This window comes from Paenibacillus hemerocallicola (genome assembly GCF_006265175.1).
Classification (GTDB): domain Bacteria; phylum Bacillota; class Bacilli; order Paenibacillales; family NBRC-103111; genus Paenibacillus_AB; species Paenibacillus_AB hemerocallicola.
Genome location: NZ_VDCQ01000003.1, coordinates 46,123 through 59,843 on the forward strand (window position 1 = coordinate 46,123; position 13,721 = coordinate 59,843).

The 13,721-nt window shown below is 52.8% G+C and carries 12 protein-coding genes; 9 read left to right on the forward strand and 3 right to left on the reverse strand.

Annotated elements, in window-relative coordinates:
* Window positions 1-128 precede the first annotated feature (128 nt).
* Entirely contained in the window at window positions 129-2,150 is a 2,022-nt protein-coding gene (locus tag FE784_RS02935; RefSeq protein WP_139600633.1) for a penicillin-binding transpeptidase domain-containing protein, read from the reverse strand.
* A 108-nt stretch (window positions 2,151-2,258) separates the two neighbouring features.
* Window positions 2,259-2,423 (reverse strand): helix-turn-helix domain-containing protein, encoded by a 165-nt coding sequence (locus FE784_RS02940; protein ID WP_246131879.1) that lies wholly within the window; start codon window positions 2,421-2,423, stop codon window positions 2,259-2,261.
* Between the two features lie 58 nt (window positions 2,424-2,481).
* On the opposite strand from FE784_RS02940, the gene FE784_RS02945 reads away from it, so the two are divergent.
* Window positions 2,482-2,775, forward strand: a complete 294-nt coding sequence (locus FE784_RS02945) for a sulfatase/phosphatase domain-containing protein (protein ID WP_246131880.1) — start codon at window positions 2,482-2,484, stop codon at window positions 2,773-2,775.
* Between the two features lie 415 nt (window positions 2,776-3,190).
* Window positions 3,191-3,814, forward strand: coding sequence for an FMN-dependent NADH-azoreductase (locus tag FE784_RS02950; protein WP_139600635.1), 624 nt, complete (start codon window positions 3,191-3,193; stop codon window positions 3,812-3,814).
* An 814-nt stretch (window positions 3,815-4,628) separates the two neighbouring features.
* On the opposite strand, the gene FE784_RS02955 is transcribed toward FE784_RS02950, so the two are convergent.
* A complete protein-coding gene (locus FE784_RS02955) occupies window positions 4,629-5,465 on the reverse strand; it encodes a helix-turn-helix transcriptional regulator (RefSeq protein ID WP_139600764.1) in 837 nt (278 codons plus the stop codon).
* 148 nt (window positions 5,466-5,613) lie between these two features.
* Between FE784_RS02955 and FE784_RS02960 the strand changes: the two genes are divergently transcribed.
* From FE784_RS02960 to FE784_RS02985, 7 genes are all read left to right on the forward strand, one after another.
* Window positions 5,614-7,209: a glycoside hydrolase family 43 protein gene (locus FE784_RS02960; RefSeq protein WP_246131881.1), complete on the forward strand. Its 1,596-nt coding sequence runs from the start codon at window positions 5,614-5,616 to the stop codon at window positions 7,207-7,209.
* Window positions 7,210-7,856: 647 nt separating this feature from the next.
* Entirely contained in the window at window positions 7,857-9,173 is a 1,317-nt protein-coding gene (locus FE784_RS02965) for an ABC transporter substrate-binding protein (RefSeq protein WP_218103739.1), read from the forward strand.
* Window positions 9,174-9,463: 290 nt separating this feature from the next.
* Window positions 9,464-10,324 carry a MurR/RpiR family transcriptional regulator gene (locus tag FE784_RS02970; RefSeq protein WP_139600637.1) on the forward strand — a complete coding sequence of 287 codons (861 nt, stop codon included), beginning with the start codon at window positions 9,464-9,466 and terminating at the stop codon, window positions 10,322-10,324.
* 21 nt (window positions 10,325-10,345) lie between these two features.
* Window positions 10,346-11,452 carry an o-succinylbenzoate synthase gene (gene menC, locus FE784_RS02975; RefSeq protein WP_139600766.1) on the forward strand — a complete coding sequence of 369 codons (1,107 nt, stop codon included), beginning with the start codon at window positions 10,346-10,348 and terminating at the stop codon, window positions 11,450-11,452.
* A 69-nt stretch (window positions 11,453-11,521) separates the two neighbouring features.
* Window positions 11,522-12,304, forward strand: coding sequence for a GNAT family N-acetyltransferase (locus FE784_RS02980; protein WP_176705921.1), 783 nt, complete (start codon window positions 11,522-11,524; stop codon window positions 12,302-12,304).
* A gap of 42 nt (window positions 12,305-12,346) precedes the next feature.
* Window positions 12,347-12,469 carry a hypothetical protein gene (locus FE784_RS42330; protein WP_281287009.1) on the forward strand — a complete coding sequence of 41 codons (123 nt, stop codon included), beginning with the start codon at window positions 12,347-12,349 and terminating at the stop codon, window positions 12,467-12,469.
* Between the two features lie 40 nt (window positions 12,470-12,509).
* Window positions 12,510-13,688 carry a M20 peptidase aminoacylase family protein gene (locus FE784_RS02985; RefSeq protein WP_139600639.1) on the forward strand — a complete coding sequence of 393 codons (1,179 nt, stop codon included), beginning with the start codon at window positions 12,510-12,512 and terminating at the stop codon, window positions 13,686-13,688.
* Window positions 13,689-13,721: the final 33 nt, after the last annotated feature.

Here is a 13,721-nt window from a genome sequence, read left to right on the forward strand (position 1 = left end):
ATTGGGATAGAACTCCGCCAGACAGGTTTGGTAATTGAAATAGAATACACCGAAAGCCCCTACCGTACGCTTTGACGGAGGGGCTTGTTCAACGACTTTTCGAGACGAAGTATCCCTCAATTGCTTCTTTACTGTTGCAGCGCTTGCTGGAAAATGCGTTTGACCTTCTTCGTTACATAACCGCTGCCTCCCCGGCCTTTCACGTCCTCGACCATGATGGATAGCAGCAGCTCGGGATCCGCCGAGTCGAACCCGACAAACCAACCGTTTTCCTTGCCGTTCTCCTCCTTGCTCTGCTTCAATTCCGCCGTTCCGGTCTTGCCCGCGATGGAGGCGCCCGGAATATAAGCGCCGTAACCGGCTCCGCCGGGAGTGCTGACCGCCCGGATCAGATCGTTGCGCAAGAGGGCAGCCGTTTCCGCCGTCATCGCCTGCCGCTTCCATATATTCGAATGGTTCGAGCCATCCTCGTCCGTCAATACGGGATATACGATATTGCCGTCATTGACGAGAGCCGAGAAGATGAGCGCCGCATGCAGCGACGTTATGATCACTTCCCCTTGCCCGTACCCGGAATCCGCCAGCTGAATATCGTTTTGGATGCCTTTGTTGGACAGCTGGGATTTCTTGAACGGATACGGGATCGGCAGTTCCTCGCCTATGCCGAACTTGCCCGCTGCCTCGGCAAACGTCTTCGTACCGATTTTTAGCGCCGTTTGGGCGAAATAAATGTTGTCCGAGTGGACAAGCGCATCCATTAAACGGACAGGATTCGTATCGTGAACGCGTGTGATGTAATAGTTGCCCCATGAACGATCCAAGGTCCAAGCGAGTCCCGTTATCGGCCGGGCTTCGGCGGGATCGAGCGTTTTTGTATCCAAGCCGATAGCGGCCGTGACGATTTTGAAGGCCGACCCCGGCGAATAGCCTTTGGAGAAGCGATTCAGGAAAGGCTTCTGCGGGTCGTTGTTCCATTGATCGTATTGCTCGCGGGATATTCCGCGCACGAACGCATTAGGATCGTAAGACGGGCTGCTGGCCAATGCGGCAATTTCGCCGGTGAGGGGCCGGATGGCGGCCGCCGATCCCGCATCCTTCCCGAACTCGTCGTAGATGCTCCGCTGCAGTTCCGCGTCGATCGTCAGCTTGATCGTTTCTCCAGTCATTGCTTCCGTCCGGGCCAGGACCGCTTTCTCTTTGCCGTCCGCGCCGGTAATAGCAATACGTGCGCCGTCCTTGCCTCTCAATCGTTCTTCGCACAGCTGCTCCAAGCCTGCTTGGCCGATCCAGTCGCCGGCTTCATATTGCCCGTCCTTTCGTTTGGCCAGCTGCTCCGCGCTGATTTCCCCGATATAGCCGGTCAAGTGGGCAGCCGCCTCGGCGTAAGGATATACGCGGATCTTTTTCTTCTGGTAGTCCGTACCCGGGATTTCGAGATAACGGTTCGCTTCCTCTTCCGGAACGAATGCAAGCGGGACGAAAACATCCGGCTTGACCCAGGAGGCGTTCAGCTTTTTGTCGATGTCGCCCTTGGCCATTTTCAGCATGCCGGCCAGCTTCTCCTTGGACTGCTCCGCGGCATCGCCCAATTTTCCCGGAACGACCCCGATCTGGATGCCCGCTCCGTTAATGGCCAATCCTTTGCCGCTGCTGTCCAATATTTCGCCGCGTTCTCCTTTGGTCGACTGCACACGGACTTTATCGCCTTCGCCCAACTGAGGGAAGAGGAGGGAAGGGTCCCATTCGACCTTCCATTCGGTTCGTTTGTCGACCTTCGTCTTGAGCAGCTTCATTCGATGGTCGAATCGGAGTGTCCCCGCTACCGTATCCATTTCGACATGATAGTCTAATGCGATTTCGGCTTCGCTTTTACCGATTTCCTCGAGATCCCGATATGTATTCGTGACGGCAAGCTGCTTGGCCTCGATCCCGTCATAAATGTTCCGGTACCGTTCGGCGAAAGTTTCCCGCGTGATCCTGGCTTGCGCTTCCGGAGTCAACCGGTCATACATGGCCTCCAAGTTTAGCTGCTGCCAATCGGTCAAATATGCCTTGAACGCTTCCAGGGGCGGTTCTTCCTGTTTGTCGCACGCTGTCAGCGCCACGAATAGCAGCAGGACGGGCATGTGCCACTGCCGTTTTCTCATCATATGCTCACCCTCCGGTACAATCATCGAGCAGAACCAAAACGTCTCGATGTAAAGTTTCTGCCCGATTCATCATAGTGCAGCGCCGGACTCGGTTCAATAAACGATCGATCATAATTGCCTGATAAAGAAATGATGGTTCCCCGGATCCTGCTGCGCGACGAAAGCGGTAGGGGACATGGAAGTCATCTTCCTGAACATCCGGTAGAAGTAAGAAGTATCGTAAAACCCGAGATAGTCGGCAATTTCGGTAATCGTAAAATCGGTATTCAGCAAAGGGGTCAGCCTCCGGCCCATTCTCGGCGGCGAAAGCCCGACAGGATGGCGCAAGTCGATGTATTACCGGTACTGGACGCATTTGTCGGAACATAAAGTATACGCCCATTACGGCCTTCGGACGGAGCAGTACAAGCTTATTTATTATTACGCGGATGCGCTCGGCACGTCGGGATCGGAGGACGAGCGGAAGGAGCCGGAATGGGAGCTGTTCGATCTGAAGAAAGATCCGTACGAAATGATCAATGTCTACGCGGATCCGGACTACTCACGCGTCGTCGCGGTTTTGGAGGAAGAGCTGTATCGTCTTCAGGAGGAAGTGAAGGATGAGAAGTACGAACGGGTCGGTTAATAGTTGAAATCGAATCGGCCGAGAACGCCGAACAATAACGGATTGACAAAAAAAGGCGGGAAGCGGCAACAATATTTCAACAAGGGACTAGACAAATGAGTGCAAAACGAATATTATGTGCTTATGACAATTGCAGTATAATACTGCAATTTATTTTAATCATAACTGTGCTTTTATGAGGCACATATAAAAACGATCCAATCCTGCAATATACGATGCAAGTGGCACGATCGGACAAACAGTCATGAATTACGCTCCACAGAGTCACCTGGATGATCATTCCTTGGGGGAGGTGCAGCTTATACGGGAATGAAGCCATACAAGATCGTGTGAACTCAACTGCATTCAAAACTGTGCACATTTCCACATAGTAATTAGCCGTCTCAAGAACATAACGATAGGGAGAGAAACCATAATGGCCAACGTGCTGTTCGTAAAAGCAAATGATCGTCCCGTAGAGCAAGCGGCAAGCGTCAAGATGTATGAAACCTTTCTGAACGCTTATAAAGAAACGCATCCTTCCGATGTCATTACGGAGCTCGATCTCTATAAAGAAGAGCTGCCTTATTACGGCAATAATGCCATTACAGGGAACTACAAGCTGAGCCAAGGCTATGACCTCACAGAGGAAGAGAAGAGTGCCGCAGCGGTCGCCACTCGGTATTTGGATCAGTTTCTTGCAGCCGACAAAATCGTTATCGCGTTTCCGCTCTGGAACTTCACCGCTCCCGCACCCTTGATCAACTATATGGCTTACATTACCCAAGTAGGCAAGACGTTTAAATATACGGCGGAAGGTCCGGTAGGCCTTGTAGGGGACAAAAAAGTCGTTCTGCTGAACGCTCGGGGCGGCATATATTCCGTAGAGCCCATGTCGTCGATAGAATCAGCGGTAAAGCCGTTGAAGGCCACGCTCGGATTATTCGGCATTCAGCCGCTAGAAGTCATTATTGAAGGCCATAATCAATTCAAGGATCGTTCGGAGGAAATCATTTCAGAAGGATTGAAGGAAACCGCCAAGTTAGCCGCCAGCTTCTAAACGAAATTATTTATTTCCGCACCCGTCAAGGCCACCTTGACGGGTGCCCTTTTCGATCGCTGCTTCAAAATAATGGAATTCATTGCAATCGTTCGATGCTTAGCAAAAAGAGGAGATGATCGCAGTCGGATGAATGCTGCTACAGCCGTCGTCAAGCGTACAGGTGGGCATAAGATCAAGCCATCGGCGTCCGTCATCAGGTTGACGCCTTTCCGTCTGACCGGCAACAAACCGATGGCGATCAAGAGAAAGTTGGGGGAGAAAGCAGGGCCAATCACATGCGCAGAATAAACGCCACCTTCGGGTGGCGTTCGTTGTTTGCATGGCTGTGTTGCGGGGGGCGAAGCAACAAGAATGGTAACCCGGAAAACAAACATAAGTTATGACATTAATATTTAATGGAATTAATTATTAAGGTACTAAAAAAGTGACCTTGAACAGCGAAAAGGCGGAAGAGAATCGCCTTGCAAACGAGGTTTTGAAGAAATCAGACAAATAACATCAATTTTTGGGTGAAAAGGACGTCCAGATTCAAGGAAAATGGTGCTTGCATGTTCTATAATAGGGGCGTTTCCAAATGGAAGGGGAGCTATCGATGGCTTAAGGCTTCATAAAATCGGAGCAGGAGCAACGGGCGATGTCGCACGTTTCACCACCGTTCATACCGGATCGCAGTCCCGCTCGCCGATCTCGGAGAGATCGACGATGGTATCCGAAGCAATGCGGTGACGTTTACCCGCTCAATCCGGGCGTGCTCCGAAGCGGGAGGGCCGGAGCGGTGAAGCTGTGCTGAGCCTATCAGGATGAGTTGATCTCAGCTGTGCTTGCGGTAGCGCAGCGGTGAAAGTCCGGTCATTTTCTTGAAAATCCGATTAAAGTGGGCGATATGGTCGAACCCTACCTGCTCGGCGATCGTCTGCACTTTATCCTTCGACTGCTTGAGCCGTTTCTCCGCTTCTCGGATGCGCACGACTTGTATATATTCGCGGAAGTGAAAGCCGGTCAGCTTCACAAATACGCGGCTGAGGTAAGACGGGCTGATGTAGAACGTTTTGGCTACCGACTCGAGGGTGATCGGCTCATGGTAATGGTCGTGTATGTGGGCGGCGATTTCGGATATTTTGTGATGCATAGGATGGTCGCCCGCTTTCGGAGCCTGCTGAAGCTTCTCCGCCCGCCGGATGCAGACGAGCAGCTCGAGCATCGAAGCGCGGACGCACGTTTCGAAATCCAACTGCCGTTCCTCGCACTCCGTCAATATTTGACCCAGCAGCCGTTCGATGCGCGTCTGCTCCTTGATGGAGAAACGAATGAGACCGGAAGGTCTGGAGGCCAGCAAGTCGGGTGTTCTCGTTTCAGTACCGAACAGGAATGCCGGAGAGAAATGGATCAGCATCCGTTCAAACTCGAGTACCTCCGAGCTGGCCGTCGAATGCAGGTCTCCCGGGTTGACGAAGACAAGATCCCCTTTCTGAACGAGATAGACGCTGCCGTTCATGAAGTAGACGCGCTCCCCGTTAAGCAAATAATAGAGCTCGTAGAAGTCGTGAACGTGCGGACGCGCCATTTTCGAGTAACCGGAACGCTTCATCCGCTGGACGGCGTATTCGTTATCGCCGATTTCGTACTTGGGGGGAGTATCCGTGTTCATCATCGATCTACTCCTTTCGAAAAGACAAATTAAATCAATTTTTTCATGTATGGCTTCATGAATCAAGAGAAACTTTACTTCAATGCCGATCCCATATACTTACAACGCAATAAAAGTCGTCGCTAAAAGAATAAGGAGGAGCCGTAGAATGAGCATGAACGATCAAGCATACCGCGAACAGCCGTGGGTGTCTGACCAACGGGACGGCACTTTTGTAAATCCGGTGCTGCACGCCGACTATTCCGATCCGGACGTTATCCGGGTCGGGGGAGATTTCTATATGACAGCCTCCAGCTTCGGGCATATCCCAGGACTGCCGATTTTGCACTCGAAAGACTTGATCAACTGGAAGCTGATCAATCACGCCATCCGAAACATGGAGCTGCCCGGCTATGACAAGCCGCAGCACGGAAACGGGGTATGGGCGCCGAGCATTCGTTACCACGCAGGCACGTATTGGATATTTTATGGAGACCCGGACATAGGGATCTTCATGACTACGGCCGAAGACCCGGCGGGAGAATGGTCGCCTCTGCATCTTGTGAAGGAAGGCAAAGGATTGATCGATACGTGCCCGTTCTGGGACGAAAACGGCAAAGCGTACCTCGTCCATGCTTACGCAAACAGCCGCTGCGGGATCAAGCACAAATTGCGCATATGCGGCATGTCTCCGGACGGGAAGCAGCTGCTGGACGAGGGGATCGTCGTCTATGACGGTATCGGCGATCATCCAACGTTGGAAGGTCCGAAAATGTACAAGCGCGGCGGATACTATTACATTTTCGCTCCCGCAGGCGGCGTGTCGACGGGCTGGCAGACGGTTTTCCGCTCGAAGAGCGTGTTCGGACCCTATGAGGACAAGATCGTAATGCACCAGGGCGACTCTTCCGTCAATGGACCGCATCAAGGCGGATGGGTCGAGCTGGAGTCCGGGGAATCATGGTTTATGCATTTTCAGGATAGGGGAGCCTATGGCCGGATCGTTCATCTTCAGCCCGTACGCTGGATGGATGATTGGCCGTTGATAGGAGAAGACAGCAACGGGGACGGAATCGGCGAACCGGTACTGCGCCGGAATAAGCCGAATGTCGGACGCGAACATCCGATCGAAACCCCGCCGGTTTCGGACGAGTTCGCAGGAGCTTCACTCGGATTGCAGTGGCAATGGCAGGCCAATCCGGATCCGGGCTGGTATCGGCTAGGCGCGAGGCCCAGCCACTTGCGGCTATATGCTGCGAAGGCTCCGCAAGATGCGGGGGGCCTATATACGGCGCCTCAACTTCTGATGCAGAAATTCCCCGCACCGGCCTTCGAAGCGACCGCGAAGCTTGACGTTGCCTCCTTGGCAGAGGGCGATCTCGCCGGACTCGCCGTATTCGGATACGCCTATGCTTATATGGGCCTCCGCCGTCTAGAGGCGGGGACCTTCGCAGCGGTCTTCGCCACAGGAGATAAGTCCGGTGAGACGGAGCGGTGGAGGAACATTTTGACTGCGGACGTGCAGACGATCTATTTACGCGTAACCGTAGAAGAAGGCGCCCGCTGTTCGTTCTCCTACAGTCCGGACGGTACTTCGTTCCATTCGGATGAATTGCCTGATTTTACCGCGCAAAAAGGCCACTGGGTCGGCGCCAAAACGGGTTTATTCGCATTATGCTCAAATCCGGAGTCCGAAGTCGGCGGATACGTCGACGCGGATTGGTTCAGAGTGACGCCGATCCGCACAAAGGGAACGGCCACCTGAGGCATGTGAGTCCGCAACATTTAAGGGTTAAAAAAGTAGGAAGAAAATGGACGGGATGTCTTTTGGTCAACAGTCCATTTTCTTTTTTTGCTCCGCATACGACCTCCGAAGGCCTATTGATGAAGCGGGTGCAACATGTTGCCGTAAATAGAGGAGCTGATTTCCGTTATTGTTCCGGATCTCGTTGCACTCCTGAATATAACGGCACTGGGTTCCGTTACTTCGATCTTTCGGACCTCAAATGGGTAGTGAGCAGCGGAATAGTGGAGCGGTTATCCGTTAATTTTCTATCTACCTGATAATTTGGTCAATAAGATACGCCGGTTCCGCTATTTTATAGACTCACGGTCTCGCGAGCGCCGTCAAAGGCGGCAAGCCTTCACCGATCTTACGACACTTGTACTAGTATTTTTGTCAATTGATTGATGAGGACAAATAAAATCAAGTTTATATCCATCTTGACATCGAATCGCAAAGATCATTGCATTTTCGTGCGATATAATGAAAGCGGTAACAAATTTTGCGATTTGCTCTTGCCTATGGCAGAGCGACTTATCCATGACCATTTGTCCGAAGGTAAGCGATTTCCCCTTTCATCCGGAGTATCAGTGCGCAAATCGTGTTTTCTCAAAAAGGAGGGTTACATGTTGTCCAAAAAACGTTTATTCGCAGTAAGCGTATCGCTCGTTTTGCTGGGGACGGCGTGCAGCGGGACGAATGGGCAGTCCTCGCCGCAACCGGCGCAAACGAAAGCGGCTGGCAAGGAGCCGGTGGAGTTGGTGCTGTATTCGACAGCCGCAACCTCGGATGAAGAAGTCAAACAGAAGCTTTCGGACCCGATCGAGAAGAAGTTCCCGAACGTTAAAATCAAATATATCAAAAAAGGAAACGGCACGAATATTAACGAATTGATCGCAGCCGGCCAAACGATCGATCTTTATTTTGAAAGCGTCAACTTTTTCAATACGGTAACGACTTATCAGCTTGCCTACGATATGACGGAGCTGATCAAAAAGCATGGAATCGATTTAAGCGCCTTCGAAAATACGATGATCGATTATGCGAGGTCAATGTCGAATAACGGCATTTACGGCCTTCCCGTATGGACGGAAAACGTCATCTTGTTTTACAACAAAGATCTATTCGATAAATTCGGGGTCGCTTATCCGAAAAACGGGATGACATGGGACGAATTGACCGAGCTCGCGAGAAAGATGACCCGAAACGATGGCGGCAAGCAATATATGGGCTTTGCGGCTTCTCCTTCGCATATGCTGCGGGCCAATCAATACGCGCTGACCATGCTCGACCCGAAGACGGATAAAGCTATTATCAATACCGAACCGAAATGGAAGCAGCTCTTTCAAACCTACTTCATGAATACATCGGACGACACGGGGTATCGCAACGTCATGACCTCCGTTCTGAAGAACAAGCTTCCCTATAAAGATCCTATCCTGAAAGACCAAAGCCTGGCGATGCTCGCCTATTTGTCCCAATTGGACTGGGCGGCTTCCGGCCCCGGTGGAATGAATTGGGATATCGCGGCTTTACCGACATTCAAGGAATTGCCGAACGTGGGTTCATCGGCTTATCCGTTCTACTGGGGCGTCACGGCACAAAGCAAATATAAGGACGAAGGCGCGGAAGTGATCAAATTTTTGACAAGCAAGGAATACCAGACGAGCCAAGCCCGCAGCGGCACGATGACGACTCTGAGGGACGATGCGGTCAAGAAGCAGCTGGCGCAGGACAGCAAGCACAAGGACAAGAACATCTCCGCCATCTTTTACAATCAATACGCGCCCATGCCCAAAAAGTCGGCGTTTGAAGGAGACGCTCAAAAAAGCTATGAAGATGCGGTTCACGAAGCCGCGCTTGGAAGCGCGGACATAAACACGCTATTCCGCAAAATCGAAGACGGGGCCAACAAAGCGGTGGACGAGGCCAAAGTGAAAAAATAGCGGACCGTACTCATTCGACCATACTTCTCAGATGGCGGAAATTCGCCGATTCGGGGCCGCTGCATTCATAATGGAATAGGAGTCAACAGCCGAAAGAGAGATCTTTCGGCCGTTTTGTTTTCGATTGATTCGGGGAATGGCAATCCGATGACGGGATGAACAAAATTTATGAGTAGATATTCCCAACTTTCAGGGGGTGTGGTATAAATAAAGCATACCATTGAATCAAATGATTCAAAAAATCAAAATGGTGTAATATAAAAATCATAGTCGAGAAGGAGACCCATTCCTTGAAGTCCGAACCAACTACGATCGAACAGCTTGTAAAGGGAGAATTTGACGGTTTATCCGCCGCTCAGAAGAAAGTTGCCGAGTATTTGCTGCTTCATCCTGACGAATGCGCGTTATGGACAGCCAAACAGATCAGCCGGGAGGCCGGTGTTAGCGAAGCGACCGTCATCCGGTTGGCTTACGCGCTCGGATTCGGCAATTTTTCCGATATGCAGCAGCGTCTGAGGGAAAGAATGCTGAGAAGCAGCGCTGCAGCCTGGAGCGTGCCCTCCGCAGCCAACGCCGCCCCGGATGAAGGGAATCGATTGGCTGGCGTAATCGAGAACGATATCGCTATTTTGAAGCAGCTGCAGCAGCAGTTGGATATGGAAGAGCTATGGAGAGCGGTGGACTCTCTTATCCGGGCAGACCGTGTTCTGGTAGCGGGATATCGGGCATCCCATGCGACAGCTTATTGGTTTGCATTGATGCTCGAGATGACCCGCGACAATGTTCTGCTGTGTCCATCGGGAGGCGACGAGTACGCCAAGCTGTTTCAGCTTACGGAGAATTCGGTAGCGGTCGTAATATCGTTTCCCCGGTATTCGAGGGAAATCATAGCCTTGACCCAGTTGGCCAAACGGCAGAATGCCAAGATCATAGCGGTAACCGATCGGCTTTTGTCGCCTGTCGGGCGCATATCGGATATTGCGCTTACCACGGAAGTGAATGCGGAAACGGGCATGATCTCGATCTCCTCCGCGATCAGCTTATTGAATCTTCTCCTATACGGGATCCAGCTGAAGGATCAGCAGCAGTTTCAGATCCGGCAGCAGCGGTTGGAGCAATTTTACACGGTGTCTGAACAGTATATAGAATAGGCGGAGAAAGGAATGGCGGGAATGAAAATAGATCGGGTAGAGCTACGGTATTTGCAAGTTCCTTTAAAAGCTCCGTTTGAAACGAGCTTCGGTCGTTTTTCCGTAAAAGATTGCATATTTGTAAGCGTACATAGCGAGGGGGCGACAGGATATGCCGAAAGCGTCGCGTTTCCCGCCCCATACTATAACGAGGAAACGACGGAGACGGTATGGCACGTGCTGGAACGTTTCCTTATACCGAGACTGATAGGCCAGGAGCTGGAGCTGCCCGAGGAGGTATCGGCCCTCCTGTCGCCGATACGCCGCAATTATATGGCAATTTCCTCGTTGGAGGGTGCCGTCTGGGATTTGTATTGCAAGCGGAAGGGGATATCGCTGGCCGAGGCTCTGGGAGGCAAGAAACGGGAGATCGATGTCGGGGTAAGCATCGGTATCGAGCCCGAGGTGGACATGGTGTTGAGAAACGTCGAGCGATTCGTGGAACAAGGGTACAAAAGAATGAAGGTCAAAATTAAACCCGGCTTCGATATCCGTCTGTTGGAAGCGATTCGCAAGCGATTCGGCAACGAGCTTCTGTTGATGGCCGATGCCAACTCCGCGTATACGTTGGAGCAGATCGATTTATTGAAGCAATTGGACGATTACGATTTGATGATGATCGAGCAGCCGCTCGCCCACGACGATATCGTCGATCACGCCGTATTGCAGAAACGGCTGCGCACGCCGATATGCCTCGATGAAAGCATTCATACGGCGGAAGATGCGCGTAAAGCGATCGAGCTCGGGAGCTGCCGCATTATGAATATCAAAATCGGCCGGGTTGGCGGATTGACGAATGCGAAAGCGATACACGACTTATGCATGCGGCACGACATCCCGGTCTGGTGCGGAGGAATGTTCGAATTGGGCGTGGGACGCGCCCATAATATCGCGCTGTCCTCGCTCCCCAATTTTACTATGCCGGGAGATACTTCCGCTTCGGACCGGTATTGGACGCAGGATATCGTAGAGCCTGCCGTTGCATTCATTCGACCGGGGACACTTGCGGTACCGTCCGGACATGGAATCGGCTATGAGATCAACCATAAAGTGCTGGATCGTTTGACGGTCAGGAAGTCGATATTTTGACAGCAGTACCACATTGGAGGCGCTATCCGTATGACGATCGTGTGCGAGATTGTAAAGGAAGTAGAAACCATGAACCAAATCGTTCGGCTCCAAAAAGAAGTATGGGGAACGGATGCGGTGACCTCGATGCCGCAAATGATTGCGGCCGTCCATCACGGAGGCGTGGTGATCGCGGCTTTCGACGATGGCAAGGTCGTCGGATTTTGTTACGGCTTTCCCGGTGTCAAAGACGGAGCGGCGTATATCGTTTCCCATATGATGGCGATCCATCCGGACTACCGCGATTCGGGCTTGGGCCAACGCCTGAAGGAGCTGCAGCGCAGCTGGGCTCTTGCATCCGGCTACGACAAGGTGGTATGGACATTCGATCCTTTGGAGACGAGGAACGCTAATTTGAACCTGAATAAATTAGGAGGGACCGCCAAGGTCTACATCGAGAACTACTATGGGGAACTGGACGATCCGTCGAACGGGAGCATGCCGACCGACCGATTTCTGGTGGAATGGGAGCTGCGTTCACCTCGTTGCGAGAACGCTATCAGCGGCAAAACGCCGGACGTTCCTCGTTGGTCGACCTACGCCAGTCTGTTCGACTGGGAGCTTGAAGGCGAGTTTCCCCGACCGGTCGCTGCGTCATCCGGTCCAACGTCCGACGCTTGTCTTGTTCCCGTGCCGAAAGCAATCCGCGATATGAAGACGAAGAACCCGGAATTGGCAAAATTATGGCGCTTCGAATTGCGCCGTCAGCTTACGCGCTCGTTGGCGGACGGATATTGCGTGGTCGGGTTATGGCGGACCGAGCAGCCCGTACACTATTATGTGCTGGAACATGCGGAGCGGTTCGTCAGGTAGTCTTGCCTTTCCCTTCCTCCGTTGTTCATCGAGGAGGATGCTATGACGTATTCGATTTGGAACGATACAAAGAACGATTTGGCGGCGCAACAGACATGGATTCGCCAAACTTGCGCTGATTTGCCGGATTTGGCACGATGGAGACGGGCGGCTCCGGTCAGTTGAATGTACGGCAGTCCAAGGGAATGGGGGAACGGACATACTCATGCTTGAAAAGTTAAAGGATTGGACGGCAGCCAATCGGCTGCTGCTCGAAACGACATATAGCGAGCTTCATCGGAGGGCGGAAGCGAGTTGGAAGGAAGCGGACACGAATGCGTTTCTTTGCGCAGAGCTGGAGCGTATGGGCATTCCTTTCCGCACTTTTGACGACCAGACGGGAATTGTCGCCGTGTGGGACGAAGGCGAGCCGGGGCCTACGGTCGCCCTCCGGGCGGATATGGACGCCCTGCCTCACGAAATTAACGGGAATCGCCGGATGATCCATTCCTGCGGTCACGATGCCCATATGACCATTGCGCTGAACGCTGTTCGCTGCTTGCGTCAAAACGGTTTTTGTCCTCCCGGGAAGCTGAAGCTGCTGTTCCAGCCTGCCGAAGAGACGGGGGAAGGGGCTTTGTCCTTTATCCGGAAAGGAGTGACCGACGACATCGATTTCATGCTCGGCATCCACCTGCGACCGATTCAGGAGCTGCCGCTCGGCAAAGCGTCGGCGGCCATATACCACGGAGCGGCCGCCCAGCTCCGCGGGGAGATCCGGGGTGTCCAAGCGCATGCGGCGAGGCCGCATCTGGGGGTCAATGTTATCGATTCGCTAGCTGCGGTCATCCATGCGGTTAATGCCGTCAAAACGAATCCGTACGTCCCCCAATCGGCAAAGGTGACGCAAGCGTCTGCTGGCAGCGGGTCGCTCAATACCGTACCCGATTATGCGGTCTTCGGCATAGACCTGCGTTCTCAAACGAATGAGGGGATGGACGATCTGATCCGACGCGTCCGGCACGGGGCAATATCGGCGGGAGCGGCAAACGGCGCAGATGTGACGCTCGACACCGCCACCCGGACGGTCGCGGCATCGCCGAATCCGCAGCTCGAGACGATCGTCGGCGATGCGATTCGCGAGGTGCTCGGTGCGGAAGGGTGGAGCCCGCCCATTGTAACGCCGGGAGGAGAAGATTTTCATTATTATTCGCTCGGCAGCGGGAAGCTGTCGGCGACGATGATCGGTCTGGGTGCGGGACTGCGCCCGGGCTTGCATCATCCCGAGATGACATTTGATTTGGCCGCCATGCAGCATGGCGTTGCCATCGTTGCGGCGGCGACGGCGTTGTTGTTCGGTAGAGGAGGGTCTTCTTCTGCAGGGAGAACCGGTGAAAGGATATGAAATGTGAAGAGAGATATGCGCTTGTCCAGACAG

What these genes read in the sequence shown, in the direction of transcription:
- FE784_RS02935 (WP_139600633.1), bottom strand. Translation starts at nt 2,150, where the DNA reads ATGATGAGAAAACGGCAGTGGCACATGCCCGTCCTGCTGCTATTCGTG.
- FE784_RS02955 (WP_139600764.1), bottom strand. Translation starts at nt 5,465, where the DNA reads ATGAACACGGATACTCCCCCCAAGTACGAAATCGGCGATAACGAATAC.
- menC (WP_139600766.1), top strand. Translation starts at nt 10,346, where the DNA reads ATGAAAATAGATCGGGTAGAGCTACGGTATTTGCAAGTTCCTTTAAAA.
- FE784_RS02980 (WP_176705921.1), top strand. Translation starts at nt 11,522, where the DNA reads ATGAACCAAATCGTTCGGCTCCAAAAAGAAGTATGGGGAACGGATGCG.
- FE784_RS02950 (WP_139600635.1), top strand. Translation starts at nt 3,191, where the DNA reads ATGGCCAACGTGCTGTTCGTAAAAGCAAATGATCGTCCCGTAGAGCAA.
- FE784_RS42330 (WP_281287009.1), top strand. Translation starts at nt 12,347, where the DNA reads ATGACGTATTCGATTTGGAACGATACAAAGAACGATTTGGCGGCGCAA.
- FE784_RS02985 (WP_139600639.1), top strand. Translation starts at nt 12,510, where the DNA reads ATGCTTGAAAAGTTAAAGGATTGGACGGCAGCCAATCGGCTGCTGCTC.
- FE784_RS02945 (WP_246131880.1), top strand. Translation starts at nt 2,482, where the DNA reads ATGTATTACCGGTACTGGACGCATTTGTCGGAACATAAAGTATACGCC.
- FE784_RS02960 (WP_246131881.1), top strand. Translation starts at nt 5,614, where the DNA reads ATGAGCATGAACGATCAAGCATACCGCGAACAGCCGTGGGTGTCTGAC.